Source organism: Nocardiopsis sp. TNDT3, assembly GCF_003427465.1.
Lineage (GTDB): Bacteria > Actinomycetota > Actinomycetes > Streptosporangiales > Streptosporangiaceae > Nocardiopsis > Nocardiopsis dassonvillei.
Genome location: NZ_QPFC01000344.1, coordinates 1 through 1,108, shown reverse-complemented (window position 1 = coordinate 1,108; position 1,108 = coordinate 1). Strand labels below are relative to the sequence as shown.

At 75.1% G+C, this 1,108-nt stretch carries 1 protein-coding gene; it reads left to right on the top strand.

Annotation, left to right across the window (positions count from 1 at the left end; translation table 11 throughout):
* Positions 1-379: 379 nt before the first annotated feature.
* A complete protein-coding gene (locus DQW06_RS09270) occupies positions 380-1,078 on the top strand; it encodes a class I SAM-dependent methyltransferase (RefSeq protein WP_013153292.1) in 699 nt (232 codons plus the stop codon).
* Positions 1,079-1,108: the final 30 nt, after the last annotated feature.

Here is a 1,108-nt window from a genome sequence, read left to right as displayed (position 1 = left end):
GGGGGGGGGGGGGGGGGCGCCCGCGCCAGCGGCGGCGGACGGCGCGCCCCTTTCCGCACCGTCCGCACACGCGGCGGGGTACGCACGCGAAGCGGAGGGAGGAAGGGGCGGGGTTCCCGGCGGGCCGGACGGACCCCGTGGGCGGGGTCCGCGGCGGCCGGGACGGCGGACTACCGGCCCAGGTGCGGGAACCGGGGCCGGACGACGTGGGTGTGGCAGCTCACCGGCCAGGCGTGGGCCCGGCAGATGATCGCCTGGAAGCAGCACATGGCGACCAACCTAGGAGCACGCCCGCGGCGGCGGCAACCGGTTTTCCCGTCGGCGGGTCCGCCCGAAAAGGGTTCGCCCCGCCCGGCCCGACCGCGCCATACTCGCCCCCATGCCCGACTTCGCGGACTTCGACACCCGCCACTACCGCACCGTCGACGTGGCCACCGGCTACGACGGCTGGTCCGGCACCTACGAGGACTCCGTCCTGGACGCCATGGACCTGGCCCTCCTGGACGGCCTCACCGTCCCCGACTGGTCGGCGGTCTCCCGCGCCGCCGACCTGGGATGCGGTACCGGCCGCACCGGTTCGTGGCTGCGCGGCCGCGGGGCCGGGCGCGTGGACGGCGTCGACCTCAGCTCCGGCATGCTGGCCCTGGCCGAGAGGCGCGGCGCCCACGACAGCCTCACCCGGGGCGACGTGCGCGACACGGGCCTGCCCGGCGCCGCCTACGACCTGGTCATCGCCTCCCTGATCGACGAGCACCTGCCGGACCTGGCGCCCTTCTACGCCGAGGCCCGGCGGCTCGTCCGGCCCGGGGGGACGTGCGTGCTGGTCGCCTACCACCCGCAGTTCTCGATGGTCTCGGGGATGCCGACCCACTACACCGACGCCTCCGGCGAGGACATCGCCATCGCCACCCACGTCCACCTCATCAGCGACCACGTCCGCGCCGCCTCGGCCGCGGGGTGGCGGCTGGCCGAGATGGCGGAGGGCACCGTGGACGACACCTGGGTGGAGGCCAAGCCCACGTGGGAGAGGTTCCGGGGCCACCCGATCTCAGCGGCCTTCGTGTGGACCGGGTCCTAGCTGTACTGACCTGAGAGGTTAGGAACGCGG

What these genes read in the sequence shown, in the direction of transcription:
- DQW06_RS09270 (WP_013153292.1), top strand. Translation starts at nt 380, where the DNA reads ATGCCCGACTTCGCGGACTTCGACACCCGCCACTACCGCACCGTCGAC.